This window comes from Marinomonas sp., assembly GCF_039940335.1.
Classification (GTDB): Bacteria; Pseudomonadota; Gammaproteobacteria; order Pseudomonadales; family Marinomonadaceae; genus Marinomonas.
On the sequence record NZ_JBDVGW010000013.1, the window covers coordinates 446,686 to 467,399 of the forward strand.

Here is a 20,714-nt window from a genome sequence, read left to right on the forward strand (position 1 = left end):
AATACCAGAATATTGCCCATTTCATGTAAATGGTGTGATATCTCCAGCCCCTTCACGCAACACTTCGATATTATCCGCTTCCATTTTTATCACTGTGGTGGGTTCAATACCACAGTAACCACCGTCTATCACTAAATCTAAGGCGTGTTCTAGGGTATCTCGAATATCATAAGGGTCCGTCATGGTGTCGTTTTCCCCTGGAAGAATCAGCGAAACACTCATAATCGGCTCACCTAATTCTTCCAATAACGCCGACACTATGCGGTTATTTGGAATACGAATACCGATGGTTTTCCGCTTCGGGTGCAGCAGGCGTCTAGGCACTTCAGAAGTCGCGCTAAAAATAAAGGTATAAGGCCCTGGCGTATTGTTTTTAAGCAATCGATAAAGGCGATTATCAAAACGTGCATAAGTGGAGATTTCCGACAAATCTCGACAGACTAAAGTGAAATTGTGTTTGTCATCCAATCGCCGAATAGCACGTATGCGCTCTAAGGCACTTTTATCCCCGAGATGACAACCTAATGAATACCCACAATCCGTTGGGTAAGCAATCACACCACCTTGGCGAATCACCTCTGCGGCCTGCTTTATTAGGCGCGTTTGAGGGTTTTCTGTGTGTATTTGAAAAAACTGGCTCACGAAAGGTCTCTCCTGATAAGCAATCCGCTGATCATAACGTATAAAGCTTTATTAGTACGCAAATTACATGCCGATCTGTGAGTACTAATGCCAATTTTGCCATACCAGTTGCACACTGGTTTCATGAATCTGGGTATACTTTCCCACCTGCATCCAAGGGCCAAATGGGCCATGATAGTCACTTCCCACAGAGGCCTTTAAGCCAAATTCTACCGACAAACGCTCCAATAAACGCACATGGTCAGGTCGCTCATTGCCAGAGGCAACTTCCATCCCATTACCGCCCCACTGTTTGAAATCCGCCAGCAAGCGCTTTAGCTTTGTGACGGTTAATGGATAACGTTTAGGGTGAGCCAACACGAGCGCCATATTTTGATCCGCTAAAGCGCTTAAAACCGTCTCAAGCTCAGGCCAAACATCTCGTAGTTTGCCTAGATGCTTATTTCCTAAGTATCGGTCAAAGGCTTTATTGGCATCTTTAACAAAACCTTTTTCGACCAATAAACTGGCAAAATGGGGGCGTCCTATTTGACTCTTACCGGCCCGCTCAACCGCTTCGTCGAATAAATCCGGCAAGCCTTTTTTGATCAACAAATCCGCAATGCTTCGCGCTCTACCCATTCGCACCTGCTGATTGTTAGCCACCAGTTGCTGCAAAATATGATTATCAAGGTCGAAGTCCAGCGCCACCATATGTAAAGGAATGCCTTTCCATTGGGTGGATAGCTCCACGCCATTAATAAAAACTAAGCCTTTTTGTTGCGCCCTTTGTCTTGCTTCTTCTAACCCAGCGATAGAGTCATGATCCGTCAGAGAAAACAAACTAACTTGTTGTTCTACTGCTAAATCTACTAATTCAGTAGGGGTTAAACGCCCATCTGAACAAACGGAATGTGAATGTAAATCGACTTTTCGGTAACGCTCGGTTTCAGGCATAAAGTAGGCTGTTCTTTAAGGGGATTGGTGGTTATCATAATCCCAGCATACATAAATTAGTTTTTATATGAAAATACTATTCGATTTTCTACCCGTAAATAAGGAATAAGCATGCTGTACTCCATTGTTGGACAAGATATCAAAGATAGCCTTAGCGCCCGCCTAGGGGCTCGCCCTGAGCATTTAGCACGATTACAAAGCCTACAAGACCAAGGCCGTTTAGTACTAGCAGGGCCAAACCCAGCGATCGATTCGGACAACCCTGGGGAAGCAGGCTTTAATGGTAGCGTGGTGGTTGCAGAATTTGCCAGTCTAGAAGATGCACAGGCTTGGGCGGACGCTGACCCTTATGTTAGCGCTGGGGTCTACGCATCGGTTGAAGTAAAACCTTTTAAACAAGTTTTTCCTAACTAATGAGACTTAAAGCCCTCCTCCGCCTTTGGCTTAAGAGGGCTTAATTTTTTAGGCTTTTACGTCCGAATGACCAAGATCACGCTCAGGGTCAATGACATCTCGCATACGTTGCTTCAGAACTTTCGCCTCGGGAAAACCTTCTTCTTTTTTACGACACCAGATTTCTTCACCATTTACTCGCACCTTAAAAATCCCTCCTTGGGTCGGCAGTAGTGTGACACTTTTAATGTCATCATCGAAGGTGGTGAGTAACTCCTGAGACAGCCACGCAGCGCGTAACATCCAACGACATAGGGTACAATATTCGATTTCTACTTGAGCGGTTCGCACAGGGGAGTTCTCCGATAATGTTTAAAACGACTTGGCAGTCCATAAGTCAGCCAATACTATTAGTAAATTGATTTAACTAGGAAGTCTATTATGCGCAAATTTTTAATCACATGCTCTGCTCTCTTGGCTCTAAGTGGATTCGCCCAAGCTACAGAGGTCAATATCACCACCAATAAAGGCGACATTCGTGTCGAATTGTACGACGAAGTTGTACCAAATACCGTTGCTAATTTCTTGCGCTACGTGGATGAAGGTTTTTATGAAGGTACAATTTTCCACCGCGTCATTCGTGGTTTCATGATCCAAGGGGGTGGCTTTGACAGCAACTTAGGCCGTAAGGATGTTCACCAGCCAATTGCCTATGAAGGCTACAATAGCCCAGCGAACAATCGCGGCACTCTTGCTATGGCTCGCACCCAAGCCCCAGACAGTGCCACCTCACAATTCTTTATAAACCATGTAGATAACCCTTTTCTTAACCACGGTGCTCGTGGCGGCGCAGGTTACACAACTTTTGGACATGTAATCAGTGGCCTAGAAGTGGTTGATAGTATTGCAGGGGTGACTGTACGTAACGTTGGCCCTTATCAAAATGTGCCGAGCGAACCTGTGGTTATCGAGAGTATTACGCGTGTTAACTAGTTATTCCTTATCTGCCCCAGCGTTAAGCTGGGGCGAAGATGGTGCTCCCCATTCCAGTCAATTTGATGATGTGTACTTTGACAAAGAGTCTGGATTGGAAGAAACACGTTATGTTTTTTTACAGCACAATCAGCTTTATCAGCGCTGGCAGACACTTACCCAAGCGAATTTTACGATTGCGGAAACAGGCTTTGGTACAGGACTGAATTTTCTATGCGCTTGGCAAGCCTTTGAGGCACAAAGCCCAGCGGATAAAACCCTGCATTTTATCTCTGTGGAAAAATACCCCTTAAGCAAAGCCGCTTTAAGTAAAGCCTTGGCCATGTGGCCTTCCCTTAAAGCATACAGCGACGCTTTGATCCAAGCCTATCCAGACGTTTGTCACGGCTTTCATCGCATCGAACTCGCCGCAGGCCGCATCCAACTAACCCTTTGGTTTGGCGAAGCTGCCAGTGGTTTTGAGCAATTAAACGCCAATGTGGATGCGTGGTTTTTAGACGGCTTTGCCCCCAGTAAAAACCCCGAAATGTGGTCGGATTTATTGTTCCAGCACATACGACGCCTAAGCCATAAGGGAACCAGTTTCTCTACCTTCACCGCTGCCGGTATTGTGCGCAGAGGCTTACAGAACGTGGGCTTTGACGTTCGTAAAGTTAAAGCCTTTGGCATTAAGCGAGAAATGGCCATAGGTGAGTTAAACCATGACGATCAGCCTTTCACCAAACGCATGACGCAAGGACAAGCTTGGTTTAATGTCCGCCATAATGACGAGTTAGAGATTCCAAGGGTATTGGTAGTCGGCTCAGGTTTAGCTGGCGCCAATACTGCCTACGCACTCGCTAAGCGTGGTTTTAAGGTAAGCGTTTGGGAGAAAGCCAGCAGCATAGCAAATGCTGGCTCAGGCAACCCTCAGGGAATGCTTTACCCTAAGCTAGCCTCACAAGACACACCAATCAATCGCTTTTATCTCAGTGCTTATTTGTACGCTAGCCGCTTGTACAATCAGTTAAGTACAGAGGATGGGCAAGCATTTTGGCAACAATGCGGTTTAGTACAGATTCCTAAAAACTCACAAGAAGCCGATAAGTTTGAAAAGCTGATTCAAGCCAAGCTCTACCCAGAAAACATACTTAAAAAATACCCTGAGCGTCCGGGCAGTTTATTGTTGCCTTTATCCGGCTGGGTAAAACCTAAGGATTTATGCGAACGATTACTGGCCCACGAAAACATTAGTGTTGTACTTAACCGTGAGCTAACTGACCTTGAGAAAGTAGCGGCTTGCACGGATTTATCCAAGCGTTGGCTGGCTCACTCAGCTGAGCAGCAAGAGCACTTTTCTCATGTTATTCTGTGCACTGCTAACGATTCTAACCAGCTGAAATTTAGCCCTAAAATGCCCATCCACCCCATTCGAGGGCAAGTCTCTTTTATCGACTTTAATAAAGCCAATTTACAAACACAGCCTGCCAGTGTGGAAACGGCCCAAAAGCTCGATAAGGTATTGTGTGAACTTGGTTATGCTTCTCCTCTATTAGATAACACCCTGCATTTTGGTGCGACCTACGATTTGCATGATCAGGAGGAAGCGATACGTGAAGAAGGCCATCAAAGAAATCTGAAAATTTTGACCCGTATGCTGCAAGTCGCTGACGACAGTTTTGCCCTCAAAGATTGCCAAGGGCGAGTGTCGTTCCGTTGTGCTGTGAGTGATTATGCCCCCATAGTGGGCCCTAGCTTTCAGCAGCGAAAACTAGTGGAGATCTATCAGCCTTTAACACGAAATGCCAAGTGGCAAACAGATGATGTTTGCGAGCAAGATGAAGGTCTGTATTTAAATTTAGGACATGGTTCGAGAGGCTTGATTTCCACACCATTGAGCGGAGTCTATCTGGCGGATTTAGTGGCTGGCACACCATCACCGCTGGAGCAAGAGATTGCTTATAAATTGCATCCTACCCGCTTTGTCATACGACAATTAAAGCAAAACAAGATGACTTAAATAACTCATTGAGGACGATTGAGGCACACTTTTATCGACAAGGTATGAGTGTGCTGATCGTCCTACTAAACCAAGCCATTAGGCATCAAATAGATCCGTTGTTTTAGGGATAAGCTCCGCCAAACTTTGGAATGATTCTGGGCGATAAACAATATTGTCCAGGTTTTCCAACAAAGATTGCAACCTAACTTTCAGTCTCGGCACACTTGGATTAATCGCTTCATAGGGGTAGCTATGGTCTTGTAGGCTGAGTTTATGCAACTCATCCAGTTCATCCTGTAACATGGACTTCATTGAAAAGAAGCGATCTTTCTGATTGATATCATTGGTTTCCCAGTAAGCGTTTTCTAGGGCTGCTTTTAGTTCATAAAATACATTTAACGCTTCAGCCACGTTTTTTTGAGTCATAACATCTCCAAATATTGAGCAAAATTAACATTGCCCCTTGTATTGTTTGTTGTGATCCTTATAACCTACATTCTTAGACAAAAATCCACTGAGGTAAATAGTCTCTTGAGTCATCTAAAAAACCCTGTCACGGCCGCTAGTACATTATGGCAAAGTATCCAACAAGAAGCCCAAAAGCTTGCCCTAGATGAGCCTATCTTAGCAAGTTTTTTTAATACCACTATTTTACGCCATGATAGCCTCTGTTCCGCTTTAAGTTTTTTACTGGCCAGTAAGCTCGACAGTATTTCCATTCCCGCTATGGTTCTACGCGAAGTCTTTGAAGAGGCTATGGCCGATGAAGCCTCTAATATTGTCAGTTTTATCGAGCAAGACATTGTGGCCATTAAAGACCGTGATGCGGCTTGCGAGACACTTACTACACCGTTACTTTTCTTTAAAGGCTTTCACGCCCTGCAAACCTATCGAGTAGCGAATTGGTTATGGAAAAATAACCGTAAGAGTCTCGCTCTGTACTTGCAAGGTCAGATGTCGATGGCCTTCAGTGTGGACATTCACCCAGCAGCAACCATAGGGGGTGGCGTCATGCTCGATCACGCTACGGGTCTTGTGGTGGGGGAAACCTGTGTTATTGAAGACAATGTCTCTATCCTACAATCCGTCACCCTAGGCGGTACAGGGAAAGAACACGGAGATCGTCATCCTAAAATCCGCTCCGGTGTACTGATTGGTGCCGGCGCGAAGATCTTGGGTAATATTGAAGTGGGGGTTGGTGCCAAAGTCGGCGCGGGCAGTGTGGTGCTTGAAGCGGTCGAACATCACACCACCGTAGCGGGTGTTCCCGCTAAAGTCGTTGGCCACAATACGGAACAAGAACCTGCTTTGGCGATGGATCATAATATCAATCACTGCTTGCGTGAATGCAGCGACAAATAACTTTCATAAAAAAAGAAAGTAGCCTTCATAAAAAAGAGAAAGCCATAGGACTTTCTCTTTTTTTATCTTCTCATCAGCAATATTTTATTGCACACTGGCCTTCCCTAGACCACTCAATACTTGTGATACTTTCTCGATCACTGGGTCACAGCCTTTAATATCATGACGCTGCTTTAAATACTGCGGATCGTTGTAAGATAACCAAACCTGTTGATTTTCATCTTGGCTAACCAACACTTTTTGTGGCAAATCGATGGCCAGACTTTGGGCGCATTGCATTAACGGTGTACCTACTTTTGGGTTACCAAAAATAATCACTTGGGTCGGTCGAAGAGACAAGCCCGCTTGCTCCGCGTTTTTGCTATGATCAATACGGCCAAACACATTGAGGCCTTTAGATTCGGCTAAGCTCACAAATTTATCGGCTGTTTCTTGCACTGAGTATTGGCTTTTAATAGACAAAACACCTTCTGCGGCTTGGCTTGCAAAAGATGCACACAGCATCACACCAACGATACAAAGTCTAAACATACTTCACTCCATTGCTCTTAGGTCACTCATGTGACGTTATTAATGCTTACTTTGCATTCCTTATAAAACACGTCTCAGCCTCAAAATCTATCATAGGCCGCTAATTCACTTTTCGGTAAGAGTTTAATGGTTTCACTTTCCGTATCAAATAAGAGTACCGCATCACCCGCTTTTAAGCTATTCAGAGCTTGTTGACACTTTTGCTGACTCGACAGCTCATAATCACCATAATCTGTGCCATCTCGGGTTACTATGTCCTCTAAGATGGTCATGAGCGTATCCGGATTAATACTGTCGTAAGGGATTAAAGTATCCAATTAAATGGCTCCTAGTTCAGTGAGCATTGCAATAACGGCCTCTTCATCCATGATAGGAATATCCAAATTTTGCGCTTTGGCCAGTTTTGATCCAGCTTTTTCACCCGCCACCAAGCAGTCTGTTTTTGCCGATACCGAAGCACTGACTTTCGCCCCTAGCTGCTGAAGCTTGTCTTTTACTTGATCACGACTAAAGCGACTTAGTGAGCCTGTCACCACGTAGATCTTGCCCAACAAAGGCTGCTCACTTTCGGGTAACTGCTGTTTTTTCGGCCACTCAACCCCTGCTCTTAATAAGCCTTGAATGGTGTCGATGTTTTGCGCTTGCGCAAAGAAATAGCTAACATGTTGTGCCACCACAGGACCCACATCATCCACCTCTATCAGTGTTTCTGGGTTTGCTGTTAGTAACTCATCAAGCGCATCAAAATGCTTGGTTAAGGCTCGGGCAGTGGCTTCTCCTACCTCGCGTATGCCTAAGGCGTAAACAAAGCGGTTGTACTGGGTATGTTTCGCTTTATCAATTGAAGCCAGTAACTTTTCAACAGACTTTTGCCCCATGCGCTCCATGTTTAGCAAGCTGTCTTTCTTATTGTCCAGAGTGAAGATGTCGACTGGGGTTTTCACTAAGCCTTGATCTACCAATTGCTCAATTAGCTTATCGCCCAAACCATCAATGTCTAAGGCTTTACGCGACACAAAATGCTTAAGAGACTCTTTTAGCTGAGCGCCACATACTAGCCCTCCTGTGCAACGAATGACGGCTTCCCCTTCCACTTGCTCTAAACCTGACTGACAAACAGGACAGGCATCGGGGAAGCTTACCGCTTTGGTTTGTTCTGGGCGACGTTCAGTCAGCACCTGAACAATCTGCGGAATAACGTCACCAGCACGGCGCACAATAACCCAGTCACCTACTTCGATACCAAGGCGAGCAATTTCATCTTTATTGTGCAAAGTGGCATTAGAAACCGTAACGCCACCGACAAAGACTGGTTTTAGACGGGCAACTGGCGTAATAGCACCAGTTCGACCCACTTGGAAGTCCACATCTTCAATTTGCGTTATTTCCTCTTGGGCTGGAAATTTTCGTGCAATGGCCCAGCGCGGCGCTCGTGCAATAAAGCCTAATTGGTTTTGTAAGGCAATTTGATCCACTTTATAGACAATACCATCAATATCGTAAGACAGGCTGCCTCGTAGCTCGTTAAGCTTGTCGTAATAGTCGATACAAGCCTGCGCTCCCTCAACCTGCATCATCAGATCGTTAATTCGAAAGCCCCAATCACCTAACTGCACTAGACCATCATAATGACTCTCAGGCTGTTGCCAGCCTTCTGCGTAACCAATAGAGTACGCACACATCACCAAAGGGCGTGCGGCGGTAATTTTAGGGTCTAGTTGACGTAGACTACCTGCTGCCGCATTACGCGGATTAACAAACATTTTTTCGCCCTTCTCCAGGGCTAGTTTGTTCAGCTTTTCAAAGCCTTCTTTAGGCATATAAATTTCACCACGCACCTCTACCACAGCCGGGGGATTTTTAGTGCGAAGCTTCAATGGCACAGAATGAATGGTTTTAATATTGGAGGTAATATCTTCCCCTGATAGCCCATCACCTCTCGTCACGCCTCGCACCAAGACACCATCTTCATAGCGCAAACTAATGGCTGCTCCATCTAATTTCGGCTCACAGCAGTATTGCACTTTATCGGTATTTAAAAGTTTGCGAATACGCTGGTCAAAATCTTCTAAGGCTGGGTTATCAAACGCATTATCTAACGACAACATAGGAACGCTATGAGCCACATTAACAAAACCATTATCCGGCTTTTCACCCACCCGCTGAGTGGGTGAGTTATTCTGTAACCATTCTGGGTGCTGCTGTTCTATGGCTTGCAACTCAAGATAACAACGGTCGTACTCGACATCAGGTACTTTTGGTTGATCTTTTACATGATAGGCATAACTGTAGTCATTTAGTTGCTCAATTAACGTCAACATTTGCTGATATAACTTGTCTGTATCTTGACTCATAAAACACTCAAACAGGGGTGGTAATAATAGGTATAAACAATCAAGGCCCCGTAGGGCCCAGATTTAATAGAGATTTTTTATTTACGGCGGGTCAATTTTCGGCGTTCAAAATCGCGTATTCTTTGACGACAATGGGCAATGGTTTGGTCGCTCATTGGACTGCGTCTTTCGTCTCTTAGCTCACCACCTAGATTTCTTACGATGGTTTGCGCCGTTTCCAACATAAAGTCGAAAGCCTTCATGCTATTTTTCGGACCAGGCAAGCCCATAAAGAAACTAACACCAGGACAGTCTTTTTCACCCATGGTATCCAGATCAAAAGTACCCGGTTCAATTGCATTCGCCATACTGAACTGCACTCGACCACGGTCGAAGCCATCTTCATGACGATGAAATATGTCCATATCGCCATAACGCATACCGCAGTTCAAGACCAATTGCAGCAACTCCATTCCGGAAAAAGCGGCACCCTCGGGAGCAAAGATATTGATGACGATGACTTCTTCAATTTCTGCTTCGTCCTCTTCTTCACGCTCATTCTCTTCAAGTAACACACCTTGAGGTGTTACTTGGTCAATATCCACAGAAGAATAGCTGCGTTCATAGTCCATGTCAGAATGAGGTACGGTGGCCGTTATATCGGTAGACTCAGCCTCTTCATACTCACCATCTAGTTCCGCATCAAAGTCATCGACACTATTGTAGCCATCATATTCGGTATCAGAATAGTCTTGAGAAGCCACATCGTTTGATCCATAGTCTCGATCAGGCACAAGAGAAGCCAGCTCATCAAGATGCATTTCTTCACCACGATCTAGCGTCGGTCCGGCATCCACCTTATGGGGCATTTCAGTTAACGGTGCATTCGCAGTTTTACGAGCATTTTCGAAAGCGTTATTGGTAGGACTGGTAGAGTCTGGCTTTGGGCGCAAGGGTCTTGCACCACCATTAGGTAGCTCACGTTTGAGTACCGCCTCTTTGATGAGTTCATCAGGGTCAACAAAATCATCATCAGGCTCCTGTGCTAGAGCCTGACCTTTTTTATAACGGCGAAATCCATCAACCAAAATGGCCAAGATAATGACAACACCAATTAAGATTAGCCACTCACGTAAACTAAATTCCATTACATTTTCCGACTTACATCAATAAAGTTGCTGTTATTATCAAGCGAAGCGGCTCAGGTTTCAATTATAAGCCGAGCTTGATTACAAAAATCTGCTTACTATTGGGTTTTACATGGCTTTTTATACCAATTATTTGACCCTTTGTGAGATCTTTTTCATTCAAATTGGATAATTTCACCACCAAATCAACATTTTCTACATTCGCTAAAGACACCGTTGGCATTAATGTATCTAAATTGGTTAATAAAATCGGTTTATCCGCCTCGGACGCCATTACCCTCTGTATGGCAATGGGCATTGCCTCTCCTTCCGCCAAGGCATACACCAACAAAACATCTTGTTCATGCCATTGAATCGCTTGAGAGTCCCAGTCTAAATTCACCAATAAGCTGTCAGTAATAATAGCGGGAGCAGTCTGATAACTAATGCTACCTAACTCTCGAGCCGTTTTAATACCCGACAGCAAGGCTAACCTTTCCATAGAGTCACTGTTATAACGTATGGCTTCTTGCCAGGCGAGCACCGCCGCCAAGTAATTTTTTTGGTCGAACTCTATGACACCCTTTAGGCCTAAAGCCGTGGCTTGAGCAGGCTCTTGCTCGAGGATATCTTCGACAATTCCCTCCAGCTTTGGACTGGTTTGGTTATCTTGTGCGTAAAAGATCGCTTGAGCATATTCCGCCATTAAGGTGATACGGCCTTCATCATTGGCAGGCAATTTCTTGAGAGCTTGCTCAAAGGCAGCGACCGCCAATGGGTAGTCTTCCGTGCTCATGAAATCTGTAGCTTCGTAGTACCAATCTGCCGCGCGATCGTAACGGCGACTACGATATTGGATAAAGTCTCGCACCGCTTCAGGGGTTAGGCGGTTAGCGTCAAGTTGCTGATGAAAAACAACTTCTTTGCTATAGCCTAAGTGCTGATACATCACCGTACTACCCAGCACTATAAACGCTAGTACTGTTAACCAGATCAACTGCAAACTCTTTGGCTTTGCTGCCTTGAATCTAATTTTATGCTGAGTTTGAAGAGCGTTCTCATACTCAAGATCTAATAAAAGTCGCTCGCGCTCATCTTGACTTAAACGCCCACGCTGCTCTTCCTCGATAATACTGTCTTTAATGGCACGCTCATGCTTTGATTGCGATTCACTTTGACCATTATTGCTAGCTTTAGATAAAGCCCTCAGTAAACAACCAACACTTACTATAATCAGTAAGGCCATGAGAACGTAAGCAATGATCATGAGTCTCTTCTCCCTTGACGACTCCGACTGCGTTTTATGACCAAAAAGAACGCCACACCACCGATCAGTAACAAGATAAAAGGGCCATACCACAAAGCGTAGGTTGTCAGGTTATTCACTGGGCGATATAAAACAAACTCTCCGTAACGCGCCACCATGTAATCAATAATCTCTTGGTCAGTTTTATCTCCCTCTATCATTTGATAAACCTGGTGACGAAGATCGACGGCAATACCTGACGTTGAATCCGCAAGATTTTGATTTAGACATTTAGGACAACGTAACTCTTCAATCAAATGCTGGTAGCGGGTTTCATGCAAACTTGAACTAAAGCTCTGCCAATCTCCCGCCTCAGCTTTAAGCTGGAAAGCAAAAAAAGCACAACACACTAAAATAAAACACAACCCTCTATTCATTTAAGTACCGCTTAATTTCTTGCCAGTTAGAGGCATTAATCACCCCTTGATGACGATAAGTAATCACCCCATGAGCATTGACAATGAAACTTTCTGGGGCACCTGTTACCCCAAGATCCAAGCCAAAATCACCCAATTCATCCATTAGTACTCGCTGATACGGGTTTTGTTTTTCCTCAAGCCATTCCCTAGCAGCAACTGCTTCATCTTTATAATCAATGCCAATAATGGTAACGCCTTGTTTTGCTAATGCCACTAAGAAAGGATGCTCAATATGACAGGCTGGGCACCATGTACCCCAAAAATTAATAATATAAGATGTCTTAGGTAAATCCGCATTGCGGATCAACTCATTCGAATAAAGATCCACAAGGGTAAACTCCGGTACCGTTTTCCCTATTAAAGCGGAAGGTACATACTGGCTATTTTTATCCAGTTGCACATAAAAAACCGAACCCAAGCCGATAAATATCAATAAGGGAATGAAGCGTAATACTCTAGCCATGATGATTACCCCCTTTAGCAAGGCGATAGCGTTTATCGATCGCAGCTAAAAATCCCCCTAGCATCATCATGAGTCCACCCAACCAAATCCAACGGACAAAGGATTTAACATAAATACGCATCCCCCATACATTGTCTTCCAGTTTTTCACCAAGAGATACATATAGGTCTCGGGTAAAGCCTGGGTCTAAGGCGGCTTCCGTCATGACTTGCTGACGGGTACTAAAAAAACGTTTTTCAGGGTGCATAATCGCAACTTCCAGGCCGTTTTTATAGACAGAAATTTGCGCCCGCTCCGATAGATAATTCGCCCCTTTAATTTGCGCTAAACCATCAAAATGAAACTCGTAACCAGCAAGACTCGTGGTGTCTCCCACACTAAAACGTACTATCGACTGTTCGCTGTTTAGGCTGACCATAATGATTCCGAACAAGCTTACCGCCATACCCAAATGAGCAATCAACATAGCGTAATAACTGGCGGGTAAATGCCGGGCACGATAGACAATACCTTTATGCCCAGCTGTTACCTTCTGCAACCAGTCTTTAGCGCTTAAGAGAGTAACCCAAAACACCACAGAGACACTGATGCCACCAAGCCAAGAGAAATCATAAAAGTAGGCCGTCCCTACGGTAAGAATCAGGGCGATAATTCCAGCGACTGTTATAGATTTAAGCAATAGTTTCGGCTGAGTCTTATGCCATTTGGATAAAGGACCTATGGCCATAAACACCATCAGCAGCAAGGCAATGGGGGTAAATACAGTATTAAAATAAGGCGCCCCTACCGAAATTCGGCCTAGATCTAAGGCATCAAACGCCAGCGGATACAAGGTTCCTAAAAGCACGGTTAAGGTTAATACCGTTAATAGGATATTATTCAATAGCAGCCAAGCCTCTCGACCCGAGAAACCAAAGGCTACTTGTGAGCGAACTTGGTTGGCCCGAGCGGCATAGAGCACCAGACTCGAACCAATAAACAACACTAGCAAGACGAGAATAAAAGTGCCTCGGCTTGGGTCCGCTGCGAAGGCATGCACAGAGGTTAAAATGCCTGATCGAACTAAAAAGGTTCCTAATAGGGATAAACTAAACGTAAAAATGGCCAACAGCAGAGTCCAGCTCTTAAAGACACCCCGTTTTTCGGTAACCGCTAACGAGTGCAACAGAGCCGTACCAGCCAACCAAGGCATGAAAGAAGCATTCTCGACGGGGTCCCAAAACCACCACCCTCCCCAGCCAAGCTCGTAGTATGCCCACCAGCTTCCCAGCACGATACCAAGGGTGAGAAACGCCCAAGCACTGCTTGTCCAAGGTCTAACCCAGCGAGCCCATTGAGCATGCAAGTGCCCCGTAATCAAAGCGGCTATAGCAAACGCAAAAGCAACAGAAAATCCTACATAGCCCATATACAACATGGGTGGGTGAACAATCAGGCCAAAGTCTTGTAACAAAGGGTTTAGGTCGCTGCCATCCAGTGGACTGTCGGGCAAAATTCGTGTGAAGGGAGATGAGGTAAAGATCAAGAAGCATAAAAAGCCAGAGGTGATCATACCTAGCACCGCTAGTACAACGTCGCCCATTTCTGCAGGCAAAGACTTTAATCTTAATGCAACAGCACAGCTCCAAGCCGATAACACCAGCACCCATAGCAATAAGGAACCTTCATGCCCCCCCCATAAGGCACTGAATTTATAAGCCGTTGGCAGCTGACTGTTGGAATTTAAACTGACGTATAAAACCGAAAAGTCATCGGTCAAAAAAGCCCAAGCAAGAATGCAAAAACTTAGTGCTACCAAGCCGCCCACAATGAGAGTTAAAGGGGGCGCGCTGGCTTGTAATACCTCTTGCTTTAAGTAATAACCCAGCATGGGCAAGATCGCCAAACTCAGACTAAAAAACAATGCCAGTATTAAAGAGAAAAAACCTATTTCCGGTATCATGGGTTGCCTAATGGATAAAATACAATATGTCGATTTTCGACCTTTTTAAATATAACAATTTTTTATTTCGCTTCTTGCAACGCTTCGGTGACTTCAGGGGGCATATAGTTTTCATCATGTTTAGCTAATACTTGTTGCGCTTCCAATACCCCCTCTTTTGTTAATATTCCTTGAGCCACAATGCCCTGCCCTTCTCGAAAAAGATCTGGCAGTATCCCCTGATAACGAATACTAAGCTGGTGTTTAAAATCCGTTACCTCAAAGCTGACTTTCAAGCTGTAGGGATCTCGCTGAACACTGCCCTCAACAACCATGCCTCCCGCACGAATATTGGTATTAAGCGGTGCTTCACCTTCATGTATTTGACTGGGTGAATAAAACAAATTAATGTTTTGCTGCAAAGCATAAAGCAAAGCGCTTACCGCCGCGGCCAAAACCAATCCCATCAATAACACGGTTAATAAGCGTTTTTTTCTTGCTCCTTGCATGATTCTTTAATCTCTTAGGTATCGTTGGCGGAGTTCTGCACGAACCTTTCGCCCTTTAACAACACTGAGCAGTGTTATAAAAGCAATAGTGACAAAACTGATGCCATAAGCAGACCAGACATAAGCCCCATAGTTCCCCATAGCCCAAAATTCGGCCAACGAGTCAAATGCCATTATTCAACACCTCTTTCTTAACCCAACTGGCCTTATGTTCATTTAATAGCACGTGCGTTTGCATACGCCACAAGGTTAAGCCGGCCACAAATAGATACATCCCTAAGATTGAAATGACTAGAGGTAACCACATTTCCATAGGCATGGTGGGTTTTTCGATTAAAGATAAAGACGCTGGCTGATGCAGAGTGTTCCACCATTCTACCGAGTATTTAATGATAGGGAGGTTGATCAAGCCAACCAGGCTTAAAACCGCTGTTGCCTTATTCGCTAGGACCTTCTCTTCAAGGCTATTTTGCAGTGCAATTACTCCCATATAGAGAATCCACAATAACAACACTGAGGTTAAGCGCGCATCCCAAACCCACCAAGTTCCCCAGGTAGGCTTCCCCCAAATGGAGCCCGTCACTAAAGCAAGTAAGGCCATTACAGCACCGATAGGCGCGACGGCTTGAATAAATATAGCGGCCATTTTCATTTGCCAAACAAGAAAAACCAACCCTGCTATACCCATGGCAAGATAACACGACTGTGCCAGCATGGCAGCTGGTACATGGATGTACATAATACGGTAACTGTCACCCTGCTGATAATCGCTGGGTGCAAAACCTAACCCCCAACCAAGCGCCAGCAAGCTGAACAATAAACCACTAAAAAATATAGGGGTGGCAAATCGCTTACTAAAGCCGTAAAAAAATTTTGGAGAGCCTAATTTGTGAATCCACAACCAACTCATGACGCTAAACTCGCTCTAAGGGAAATTGCCGTTAACAAGGGTGAAATCGCTAAACTTAAAAAGAATATGGCTAACAAAATAGCCAATGGAGCACTCGGATCTAGACCGGCCTGTTGCGCTTTGATTGCCCCCGTAGCGAACACTAATACGGGTAAATAAAAGGGCAAGATAAGCACTAACATTAAAAGCGCACTTTGTCGCAAGGTTAGAGTCAAACCTGCCACGATCGAACCAATTAAAAACAAACTAGGACTACCAAACAATAAACTTAACAATACAACGACTAAACTGTCCGTCGGCAAAAACAACATATAACCAAGCAACGGCGTAATCAATAATAAAGGACCAATGGTTGCCAACCAATGAATCATCACTTTTAACAGCATAAGCCAAGCAAAAGATAGGCCACTCACCGCCAATTGCTCTATGCCTCCGTCATGAAAATCGTTTTTAAACAAACCATCGACGACCATAAGGACTGCTAGTAAGGTTGCACACCATATTATGCCTCCTGCCGCGGGCGCTAAAAAGGCTTCCTCAGAACTAACTCCTAGCGGAAACAACAGGCTTACCATGACAAAAAATAGCAAAGCATTGAATAAATTTTGCTTATTACGGTATAAGGCTAAACATTCGTACTTTACGAAACTTAAATACGTCATTATGACAACTCCACTTGCCGAGGCTTGAAGCTCACAGGCGCTTGGTGACTGGTCAACAACAATATGCCACCGTTTATTAGATGTTGTTGCATCAAGTTTTCTAAGGCTTCAATCGCCTGAATATCAAGGGCGGTATATGGCTCATCTAGCAACCAGAGTGTTTTTTGGGATAAACATAAACGGCACAAGGCGACCTTCCTTACTTGCCCTGCTGATAATTTTTTAATCGGGGAATGCACGAATTCAGCCAACGCAAAAATCCCCAAAGCAGACTTAATCTGGGCAGAACTGGCGCTAGGAGCGTAATAGCGTAAACTTTCCTCTACCGTCAAAGTGGGCTTAAGTCCTGCACTGTGGCCGATATAGAGTGTCTGCTTGAGCATTTCCTCTCGAGAAAGCATATGGTGATTTGAGCAATATTCAATGTCGCCTTCACGTAAACGAATCAAGCCCAAAATGGCTTTTAGTAGGGAACTTTTGCCAGCACCGTTTTCACCCACCACCCGCACAGCTTCACTCGCTTGGATGGTTAGACAAAAACCTTCGCACAGGCTTCGCTCAGCACGTTCAAGCGACACATTTTTTAACGTTAAAGACGTAGGTGATTGCAAAAGGTTTATCCATTAAGGTCGATAACCTACTTAACTCAATCAAGTAGATGTTTAAACGCGCCTATTATATGAGAAACTTTCTTAAATAACGAATCAGCAGGCAGAGCGGAGATGATCTCAAAGATACAGTCAATGTTAGCTCAGAGCAAAACAGCGAATCTGCCCAGTAACTCGGTGTCTACTGCTGGTACCGTTATTGATACGTTATCTCAAGATACTAAACACTTATCGCCCTCTAGCAAGGTTCAGTTACAAACCATTGAGACACTCAACTCACATGGTAAGAGTACACAACTTATCAGCGCTAGAGATGGTCAAAACAAGCCATTTACTATCATTAATAGCGGTGCCCCCATTTCATTAGATACACAAAGCAATGGTCAATTGGTTCGCTTGCCGGCGAATCAAGCCAGCCTACATACACTGGACGGCACGCTGAAACAAGACGTCACCCTTGGCTCAAGAATCACGACGATGACGGTGGTTGACACCCCCAAGCCATCCACTTCTGGCTATACAGTGCAAGTATCTGATGGGAAGCAAATTTTCACTCTACAAAGTCAGCAAAAACTGGCCAAAGGCGATAGTCTACGAGTCATGGTTGATGGTAATAACCAGCTACAACTATTACCGAACAAGCTTACCAACCCACTCCAAACGGCGCAATTAGATGCTTTAAAGTTAAGCCTTCCGAAACAACTGACAGCACAAGGTATGGCGGATTTAATCAGCCAACTGCAAAGCCTCAGCAATAGCGCAAATCAGTTAACACCAAAAGCCCAGCAGGCTTTGAGTCAATTATTACAACATTTGCCCAGTATTGAGAAATTAACCGCCTCTCCTGAAGGGATGAAACAAGCGGTGCAAGCCAGCGGTGTTTTTACTGAGTCTTTGTTAAAACAACAACACCCTCAGCTCAACGCAGATTTGAAGCTCAACCTTATGCGCTTAAACCAAGTGGCGACAGAGCAACAAGCAAGTAACCTTAGACTGCCAACCGAGCAAATCGCCAATGCTATAGAAAGGCTTACCACTGGACAGCTCAGGCACCTTAATGATATCGGTAGCAGCCAGAGCCAAGTTTTTCCTTTGCACATCGAGTTACCCATCAAAGAGCTGGGTAGCCAACATTTGGTTAAGTTAGACATTGATCAAGATTCCGCTAACCAAGAAATTGAACCTCACCTAAGACGTTGGCTCGTTAAGTTACAGTTTGATTTGGAGCAGACCGGTAGGTTTGATGCCAGAGCGGCCATTCAAGGCAATAAAGTCAGCGTCATGTTTGCCGCGGAAGAAGCATCCACCCAGCGCCTACTACAAAATAACCTGACAGAGTTAAAGCAAAAGCTGATGGAAAGAGATATAGAAGTCTCTCGACTTGAATCTTTTCAAGCCAAACTAACCGCCCAAGATGAAGCGCCGTCACAGGGGCCAACATTAATAGATGTGAGAAGTTGATGAAAAAGGCCGTCGCTTTAAAATATGATTATCAAGCCGCCCCTACAGTTAGCGCAAAAGGCAATGGTCTGCTGGCGGAACGTATTATGGATATCGCTCAGGATAACGATGTATTGATACATCACAGCCCGGAACTGGTTGAATTATTAAGCGGCTTAGAATTGGGAGATGAGATACCCGAAGCGCTCTATTTAGCGGTGGCAGAAATCATCGCTTTTGCCCATAAAATCAATGGGCATCAGTGATAGTCAGAATTACGACGAGACTCTTTTTTTAACAGACTGATCAACTCAGCTTCAGCTCGAATAAGGCCGCATTTAGACACTAGATCATCTACAGTCGCTCCCATTTCCAGCAACTCCATGGCACGGTTATAGGAAACATTACCCTCTTTGGATAAAATTTCTGTTTGGCGTTCTACAGCCATATTCAGTTTTTTCTCTATTGCGACTAAACGCCGCCCCATGCCGATGGAGCCCGACGCCAAAACCTGAACTTGCTTCTTTTGATTAATATCTGCTTCTTGATATTTTTTATCAGCGGCTTTAAGGCGCTTAGACAAGCGCAGCGCCCAAACAGCTAGGGCGATCAACGCCACAAACTGCAAAATCAACAACAAGTTAAATAGCCATTGGGATTCCATTAAACAACACTACCTTGCAACATTATAACGAGCCGACTTCTGACCACTCATCTTCTGACAACAATCTATCGAGATCAACCAGAATAAGCAGTGTATCATTTTTGTGGCATACCCCTTGAATGAATTTAGAAGATTCATCGTTGCCCACACTCGGTGAAATCTCAATTTCAGACTGACGTAGGTAAACCACTTCTGAAACCGCATCCACTAAGATACCGATCACATGACCTTCTACTTCTAGAATCATGATGCGCGTGGCATCGGTGATTTCACCTGAAGGTAGATCGAAGCGCTGACAGGTATCAATAACGGTCACCACGGTGCCACGTAAATGAATAATACCCAGTACAAACTTTGGTGCTCCCGGTACTGGGGCAATTTCTGAGTAACGCAACACCTCTTTCACTTGCATGACATTAATGCCATAAATTTCATTTTCTAATCGGAAGGTTACCCATTGCAACATAGGGTCTTCGGATTGATTGCCACTTTTCAATGCTACGCTCGTATTCATCATTAGCCTCCAGGATTACCATAGGACTGTATTACTTTTTAGAAAGCGCCTTGAAGCCATTACTTGGGTCTTCTAGCAGCTCAATAAAACCTTGAATATCCAAAATTGCACACATGTGCTCAATTACCGTTCCAGCCAACCAAGGCCTTTTACTTCTATCTGTTCGCCATTTCACTTGCCCAGGCTCTAGACTAATGGCCTCAGCCACTTTTTCACAAGCGATACCCCAGTCTGTTCTATCTAGCTGAATAACAAACTGGAAGTGATCTTTTAACTCTCCTTGGTAATGATCTGGCATTACCCAACGGGCGGTATCCACGGTACGAATATTCTGATCTTGAAGCTTTAACACACCCATAAACCAATCAGGTTGACCGAAAATAGACGCCAGCTTTTCATGATTACCTTGATGGATACCACCAAGTTCAACTAAGGGCACCGCCATTTTCAAACCACCGACATAGAATAACAAACATTCAAAACGGCTTTTTGCCCAAGGTAGCGGTTCTGTCTTTGCCAACTTAGGTTGAGCAACCGGTTCGTGGTATGTTTCCAAGGACTGTTGATCATTTATGGTTTCTTCTACCTTAGGTGAAGGTTCTACTAACGCTTCGACAGGTAATGATTCTTCCGCTTCAACAGGTTCCTCAGTATCCGTTGCAACAGCCGTCGCTGCATCAGACGCCTCTATTTCAGGCTCTTCAACTTCAACCTCTAACTCAACGTCTAGATTGGTCGTATCGGTTTCCGTTACTGAAGATTCTGTCGCAGCGATCGGCTCAGCAGCTTCAGAGACGATTTCATCTGGGCTATTTACTGGCGAATCAAACTCTATTACGGACTCAGTTTCAGCAGCATTTAATACTTCTTGCTCTGCTTGTTGCTCGGAGTCACTCTCAATTGCTTGGTTCGTCGCATCTTGTAATAAATCATCCAAATAATGCTGCAAAGCTGCCTGAGGGCCAATCAATACGTCATCTTGGTGCTTTGTGTCTTTCAT

At 44.6% G+C, this 20,714-nt stretch carries 26 protein-coding genes; 6 read left to right on the forward strand and 20 right to left on the reverse strand.

Annotation, left to right across the window (positions count from 1 at the left end; translation table 11 throughout):
- Positions 1 to 21 precede the first annotated feature (21 nt).
- Positions 22 to 642 (reverse strand): L-threonylcarbamoyladenylate synthase, encoded by a 621-nt coding sequence (locus tag ABJF92_RS11765; RefSeq protein WP_446815982.1) that lies wholly within the window; start codon positions 640 to 642, stop codon positions 22 to 24.
- Between the two features lie 84 nt (positions 643 to 726).
- Complete coding sequence (locus tag ABJF92_RS11770; protein WP_446815983.1) at positions 727 to 1,578, reverse strand: PHP domain-containing protein; 852 nt, start codon at positions 1,576 to 1,578, stop codon at positions 727 to 729.
- Between the two features lie 111 nt (positions 1,579 to 1,689).
- Between ABJF92_RS11770 and ABJF92_RS11775 the strand changes: the two genes are divergently transcribed.
- Positions 1,690 to 1,992, forward strand: a complete 303-nt coding sequence (locus ABJF92_RS11775) for a YciI family protein (RefSeq protein WP_446815984.1) — start codon at positions 1,690 to 1,692, stop codon at positions 1,990 to 1,992.
- Positions 1,993 to 2,040: 48 nt separating this feature from the next.
- Here the strand turns inward: ABJF92_RS11775 and ABJF92_RS11780 are convergent, their stop codons facing one another.
- Positions 2,041 to 2,322, reverse strand: a complete 282-nt coding sequence (locus ABJF92_RS11780) for a SelT/SelW/SelH family protein (RefSeq protein ID WP_445975195.1) — start codon at positions 2,320 to 2,322, stop codon at positions 2,041 to 2,043.
- Between the two features lie 90 nt (positions 2,323 to 2,412).
- Between ABJF92_RS11780 and ABJF92_RS11785 the strand changes: the two genes are divergently transcribed.
- Complete coding sequence (locus tag ABJF92_RS11785; RefSeq protein ID WP_446815985.1) at positions 2,413 to 2,964, forward strand: peptidylprolyl isomerase; 552 nt, start codon at positions 2,413 to 2,415, stop codon at positions 2,962 to 2,964.
- On the forward strand, positions 2,954 to 4,963 hold the full coding sequence (gene mnmC, locus ABJF92_RS11790) for a bifunctional tRNA (5-methylaminomethyl-2-thiouridine)(34)-methyltransferase MnmD/FAD-dependent 5-carboxymethylaminomethyl-2-thiouridine(34) oxidoreductase MnmC (protein WP_446815986.1): 2,010 nt from the start codon (positions 2,954 to 2,956) through the stop codon (positions 4,961 to 4,963). The genes ABJF92_RS11785 and mnmC overlap by 11 nt, the downstream gene beginning before the upstream one ends.
- 78 nt (positions 4,964 to 5,041) lie before the next feature.
- Here the strand turns inward: mnmC and ABJF92_RS11795 are convergent, their stop codons facing one another.
- Complete coding sequence (locus ABJF92_RS11795; protein ID WP_446815987.1) at positions 5,042 to 5,371, reverse strand: hypothetical protein; 330 nt, start codon at positions 5,369 to 5,371, stop codon at positions 5,042 to 5,044.
- 105 nt (positions 5,372 to 5,476) lie between these two features.
- Between ABJF92_RS11795 and cysE the strand changes: the two genes are divergently transcribed.
- The gene (gene cysE, locus ABJF92_RS11800; protein ID WP_446815988.1) at positions 5,477 to 6,307 is read left to right on the forward strand and encodes a serine O-acetyltransferase; all 831 of its coding nucleotides are present in this window, start codon (positions 5,477 to 5,479) and stop codon (positions 6,305 to 6,307) included.
- Positions 6,308 to 6,391: 84 nt separating this feature from the next.
- Here the strand turns inward: cysE and ABJF92_RS11805 are convergent, their stop codons facing one another.
- The 13 genes from ABJF92_RS11805 to ccmA form a co-directional block, all read right to left on the reverse strand.
- A complete protein-coding gene (locus ABJF92_RS11805; protein ID WP_446815989.1) occupies positions 6,392 to 6,838 on the reverse strand; it encodes a DUF302 domain-containing protein in 447 nt (148 codons plus the stop codon).
- An 80-nt stretch (positions 6,839 to 6,918) separates the two neighbouring features.
- On the reverse strand, positions 6,919 to 7,155 hold the full coding sequence (locus tag ABJF92_RS11810; RefSeq protein ID WP_446815990.1) for a YheU family protein: 237 nt from the start codon (positions 7,153 to 7,155) through the stop codon (positions 6,919 to 6,921).
- Entirely contained in the window at positions 7,156 to 9,192 is a 2,037-nt protein-coding gene (ligA, locus tag ABJF92_RS11815; RefSeq protein WP_446815991.1) for an NAD-dependent DNA ligase LigA, read from the reverse strand.
- Between the two features lie 77 nt (positions 9,193 to 9,269).
- Positions 9,270 to 10,319: a cell division protein ZipA gene (gene zipA / locus ABJF92_RS11820; RefSeq protein WP_446815992.1), complete on the reverse strand. Its 1,050-nt coding sequence runs from the start codon at positions 10,317 to 10,319 to the stop codon at positions 9,270 to 9,272.
- A 64-nt stretch (positions 10,320 to 10,383) separates the two neighbouring features.
- Positions 10,384 to 11,565, reverse strand: coding sequence for a tetratricopeptide repeat protein (locus tag ABJF92_RS11825; RefSeq protein WP_446815993.1), 1,182 nt, complete (start codon positions 11,563 to 11,565; stop codon positions 10,384 to 10,386).
- Positions 11,562 to 11,981, reverse strand: coding sequence for a cytochrome c-type biogenesis protein (locus tag ABJF92_RS11830; protein WP_446815994.1), 420 nt, complete (start codon positions 11,979 to 11,981; stop codon positions 11,562 to 11,564). The genes ABJF92_RS11825 and ABJF92_RS11830 overlap by 4 nt, the downstream gene beginning before the upstream one ends.
- Entirely contained in the window at positions 11,974 to 12,486 is a 513-nt protein-coding gene (locus tag ABJF92_RS11835) for a DsbE family thiol:disulfide interchange protein (protein WP_446815995.1), read from the reverse strand. The genes ABJF92_RS11830 and ABJF92_RS11835 overlap by 8 nt, the downstream gene beginning before the upstream one ends.
- A complete protein-coding gene (locus tag ABJF92_RS11840; RefSeq protein ID WP_446815996.1) occupies positions 12,479 to 14,428 on the reverse strand; it encodes a heme lyase CcmF/NrfE family subunit in 1,950 nt (649 codons plus the stop codon). Before ABJF92_RS11840 ends, ABJF92_RS11835 begins: the two co-directional genes overlap by 8 nt.
- A gap of 62 nt (positions 14,429 to 14,490) precedes the next feature.
- On the reverse strand, positions 14,491 to 14,916 hold the full coding sequence (ccmE, locus tag ABJF92_RS11845) for a cytochrome c maturation protein CcmE (protein WP_446815997.1): 426 nt from the start codon (positions 14,914 to 14,916) through the stop codon (positions 14,491 to 14,493).
- 6 nt (positions 14,917 to 14,922) lie between these two features.
- Entirely contained in the window at positions 14,923 to 15,090 is a 168-nt protein-coding gene (gene ccmD, locus ABJF92_RS11850) for a heme exporter protein CcmD (protein WP_446815998.1), read from the reverse strand.
- Positions 15,080 to 15,826 (reverse strand): heme ABC transporter permease, encoded by a 747-nt coding sequence (locus ABJF92_RS11855; RefSeq protein ID WP_446815999.1) that lies wholly within the window; start codon positions 15,824 to 15,826, stop codon positions 15,080 to 15,082. The genes ccmD and ABJF92_RS11855 overlap by 11 nt, the downstream gene beginning before the upstream one ends.
- Complete coding sequence (gene ccmB, locus ABJF92_RS11860) at positions 15,823 to 16,488, reverse strand: heme exporter protein CcmB (RefSeq protein ID WP_446816000.1); 666 nt, start codon at positions 16,486 to 16,488, stop codon at positions 15,823 to 15,825. The genes ABJF92_RS11855 and ccmB overlap by 4 nt, the downstream gene beginning before the upstream one ends.
- Positions 16,488 to 17,099, reverse strand: coding sequence for a heme ABC exporter ATP-binding protein CcmA (gene ccmA, locus ABJF92_RS11865; protein WP_446816001.1), 612 nt, complete (start codon positions 17,097 to 17,099; stop codon positions 16,488 to 16,490). Before ccmA ends, ccmB begins: the two co-directional genes overlap by 1 nt.
- A 132-nt stretch (positions 17,100 to 17,231) precedes the next feature.
- On the opposite strand from ccmA, the gene fliK reads away from it, so the two are divergent.
- Entirely contained in the window at positions 17,232 to 18,557 is a 1,326-nt protein-coding gene (fliK, locus tag ABJF92_RS11870) for a flagellar hook-length control protein FliK (RefSeq protein ID WP_446816002.1), read from the forward strand.
- Complete coding sequence (locus ABJF92_RS11875) at positions 18,557 to 18,802, forward strand: EscU/YscU/HrcU family type III secretion system export apparatus switch protein (protein ID WP_446816003.1); 246 nt, start codon at positions 18,557 to 18,559, stop codon at positions 18,800 to 18,802. The genes fliK and ABJF92_RS11875 overlap by 1 nt, the downstream gene beginning before the upstream one ends.
- Here the strand turns inward: ABJF92_RS11875 and ABJF92_RS11880 are convergent.
- From ABJF92_RS11880 to ABJF92_RS11890, 3 genes are read right to left on the reverse strand one after another with little or no spacing between them, the layout of a single operon-like run.
- The gene (locus ABJF92_RS11880) at positions 18,796 to 19,200 is read right to left on the reverse strand and encodes a DUF2802 domain-containing protein (protein WP_445975214.1); all 405 of its coding nucleotides are present in this window, start codon (positions 19,198 to 19,200) and stop codon (positions 18,796 to 18,798) included. The two genes, ABJF92_RS11875 and ABJF92_RS11880, sit on opposite strands and share 7 nt — an antisense overlap.
- A gap of 22 nt (positions 19,201 to 19,222) precedes the next feature.
- On the reverse strand, positions 19,223 to 19,714 hold the full coding sequence (locus ABJF92_RS11885; protein WP_445975667.1) for a chemotaxis protein CheW: 492 nt from the start codon (positions 19,712 to 19,714) through the stop codon (positions 19,223 to 19,225).
- Positions 19,715 to 19,745: 31 nt separating this feature from the next.
- The gene (locus ABJF92_RS11890; RefSeq protein ID WP_446816004.1) at positions 19,746 to 20,714 is read right to left on the reverse strand and encodes a chemotaxis protein CheW; all 969 of its coding nucleotides are present in this window, start codon (positions 20,712 to 20,714) and stop codon (positions 19,746 to 19,748) included.

Coding starts and splice junctions, on each gene's coding strand:
- ABJF92_RS11770 (WP_446815983.1), bottom strand. CDS start 1,578: ATGCCTGAAACCGAGCGTTACCGAAAAGTCGATTTACATTCACATTCC.
- ABJF92_RS11775 (WP_446815984.1), top strand. CDS start 1,690: ATGCTGTACTCCATTGTTGGACAAGATATCAAAGATAGCCTTAGCGCC.
- ABJF92_RS11785 (WP_446815985.1), top strand. CDS start 2,413: ATGCGCAAATTTTTAATCACATGCTCTGCTCTCTTGGCTCTAAGTGGA.
- ABJF92_RS11795 (WP_446815987.1), bottom strand. CDS start 5,371: ATGACTCAAAAAAACGTGGCTGAAGCGTTAAATGTATTTTATGAACTA.
- ABJF92_RS11805 (WP_446815989.1), bottom strand. CDS start 6,838: ATGTTTAGACTTTGTATCGTTGGTGTGATGCTGTGTGCATCTTTTGCA.
- ligA (WP_446815991.1), bottom strand. CDS start 9,192: ATGAGTCAAGATACAGACAAGTTATATCAGCAAATGTTGACGTTAATT.
- zipA (WP_446815992.1), bottom strand. CDS start 10,319: ATGGAATTTAGTTTACGTGAGTGGCTAATCTTAATTGGTGTTGTCATT.
- ABJF92_RS11825 (WP_446815993.1), bottom strand. CDS start 11,565: ATGATCATTGCTTACGTTCTCATGGCCTTACTGATTATAGTAAGTGTT.
- ABJF92_RS11830 (WP_446815994.1), bottom strand. CDS start 11,981: ATGAATAGAGGGTTGTGTTTTATTTTAGTGTGTTGTGCTTTTTTTGCT.
- ABJF92_RS11835 (WP_446815995.1), bottom strand. CDS start 12,486: ATGGCTAGAGTATTACGCTTCATTCCCTTATTGATATTTATCGGCTTG.
- ABJF92_RS11840 (WP_446815996.1), bottom strand. CDS start 14,428: ATGATACCGGAAATAGGTTTTTTCTCTTTAATACTGGCATTGTTTTTT.
- ccmE (WP_446815997.1), bottom strand. CDS start 14,916: ATGCAAGGAGCAAGAAAAAAACGCTTATTAACCGTGTTATTGATGGGA.
- ccmD (WP_446815998.1), bottom strand. CDS start 15,090: ATGGCATTTGACTCGTTGGCCGAATTTTGGGCTATGGGGAACTATGGG.
- ABJF92_RS11855 (WP_446815999.1), bottom strand. CDS start 15,826: ATGAGTTGGTTGTGGATTCACAAATTAGGCTCTCCAAAATTTTTTTAC.
- ccmB (WP_446816000.1), bottom strand. CDS start 16,488: ATGACGTATTTAAGTTTCGTAAAGTACGAATGTTTAGCCTTATACCGT.
- fliK (WP_446816002.1), top strand. CDS start 17,232: ATGTTAGCTCAGAGCAAAACAGCGAATCTGCCCAGTAACTCGGTGTCT.
- ABJF92_RS11875 (WP_446816003.1), top strand. CDS start 18,557: ATGAAAAAGGCCGTCGCTTTAAAATATGATTATCAAGCCGCCCCTACA.
- ABJF92_RS11880 (WP_445975214.1), bottom strand. CDS start 19,200: ATGGAATCCCAATGGCTATTTAACTTGTTGTTGATTTTGCAGTTTGTG.
- ABJF92_RS11885 (WP_445975667.1), bottom strand. CDS start 19,714: ATGAATACGAGCGTAGCATTGAAAAGTGGCAATCAATCCGAAGACCCT.
- ABJF92_RS11890 (WP_446816004.1), bottom strand. CDS start 20,714: ATGAAAGACACAAAGCACCAAGATGACGTATTGATTGGCCCTCAGGCA.